A 1802-nucleotide genomic window follows, 5' to 3' on the forward strand; every position below is an offset into this window, starting at 1 on the left:
ATACCCAGCCACCCACACTCTTCCCCTACACGCAGCACTCCCGATCTAGGCGACGCGCTGGCCGGCCGGACGCGCTACGACGAGGCCGCGCAGTCCTACGCGCTGGCGCTGGGGCGGGAGCCGTCCAACCCGCGCAACGCGGTTCGCCGCGCCGATGTGCTGCGCCGCCTCGGCCGGCCCGCCGATGCGCTGATCAGCGCCGCCCGCGCGCTGCAACTGACGCCCGGCGACGGCGTGGCGCATGCCGTGCACGGCGACGCGTTGCGCGCGCTCGGCCGCCCGGCGGAGGCGCTGCACAGCTATCAGATGGCGATCGTGGCGTGCGGCAAGACGAACGCGCTGATCCATGCCTGCGGGGCGGTGCTGACCGAGATGGGCAAGCCCGACGCGGCGCTGGCGTGTCTCGACGAAGGGCTGGCGCGCGCGCCGAACGATCCGGTGCTGCTGTTCGCGAGCTGCGTCGCGCTCGATCTGCTGCACGCTTACGAGGCGTTGCTGGCGCGCTGCGACCGCCTGCTCGCGGTCGAGCGCGACAGCGGCCCGGGCTGGCTCGGCCGCGGCAACGCGCTGCTGGGGCTGGCGCGCCACGAGGAGGCCGCCGCCGCCTATGCGGCGGCGCTGGCGCGCATGCCCGACGCGGTCGACGCGCTGCGCAACCGGGCCTTCGCGCTGCGGGCGCTCGAACGGCCGGGCGAGGCGCTCGATCATCTCGATCGCGCGCTCGCGTTGGCGGGCGCGCAGCCGGAGCTGCTCTACCAGCGCGGCCTGACGCTGCAACTGCTGGGCCGCTACGACGAGGCGCTCTCGGATCACGCGGCGTCCGCCGCCGCGCCGGCCGAGACCACGCCGGCGATCTTCGCGCGGGCGCTGGCGCGCCAGCACGTCGGCCGCCACGCGGAAGCGCTCGACGATCTGCTGCTGGCGTGCCGGCGCGATCCCCATCACGGCGAGGCGCCTCGGGTCGAGGCGTTCTGCCGCTTGCTGATGGGCGACTACGCGCTCGGCTGGGCGCGCCACGAGGCGCGCTGGCAGGCGGCCGACGCGATGCTGAACCGGCGCCACGCCGATCGCCCGGCCTGGATCGGCGACGCGCCGCTGGCGGGCCGCACGCTGCTGCTGCACACCGAGCAGGGCTACGGCGACGTGCTGCAGTTCTGCCGATACGCGAGCCTGGCGGCGGACCAGGGGGCGACCGTCCATCTCGAGGTGCCCGCCGAACTGACAGGGCTGTTCGGTTCGCTGCGCGGCGTGAGCCGCGTGATCGCGTTCGGCGAGCCGCTGCCGGCCTTCGATCTGCAGTGTCCGATGATGAGCTTGCCGTACGCGTTCCGTACCGAGCTCGACACCGTGCCGGCCGCCACGCCGTACCTGCGCGCCGATCCGGCCCGGCGCGGGATCTGGGCGCGCCGGCTCGACGCGGTCGCGCCGCCCGGCCGTCTGCGCGTGGGCCTGGCCTGGTCGGGCAACCCGCGCCACGCCAACGACGCGAACCGCTCGATTCCGTTGTCGATGCTGGCGCCGTGGTTCGAACTGGACGCCTGCTTCGTGAGCCTTCAGCCGCAGGTGCGCGCCCGCGATGCCGACGCCTTCGCGGCCAGCGGCATGGCCACGTTCGGCGACGCGCTGGTGGATTTCGGCGAAACCGCCGCGCTGGCCGAATCGCTCGATCTGGTGATCAGCGTGGATACCTCCGTGGCGCATCTGGCCGGTGCGCTGGGCCGTCCGCTCTGGGTGCTGTTGCCGCGCGTGCCCGATTGGCGCTGGCTGCTCGAGCGCGACGACAGCCCCTGGTATCCGGGCGC

General features: G+C 74.3%; 1 protein-coding gene. It reads left to right on the forward strand.

Going from position 1 to position 1802, the window contains the following annotated elements; all coding sequences use genetic code 11:
• The coding region (locus tag G3N92_RS33610) for a tetratricopeptide repeat protein (RefSeq protein WP_206131806.1) at positions 1-1802 on the forward strand (1802 nt) is incomplete at both ends.

The sequence above is a fragment of the Burkholderia sp. Ac-20379 genome (genome assembly GCF_017104645.1).
GTDB lineage: Bacteria > Pseudomonadota > Gammaproteobacteria > Burkholderiales > Burkholderiaceae > Burkholderia.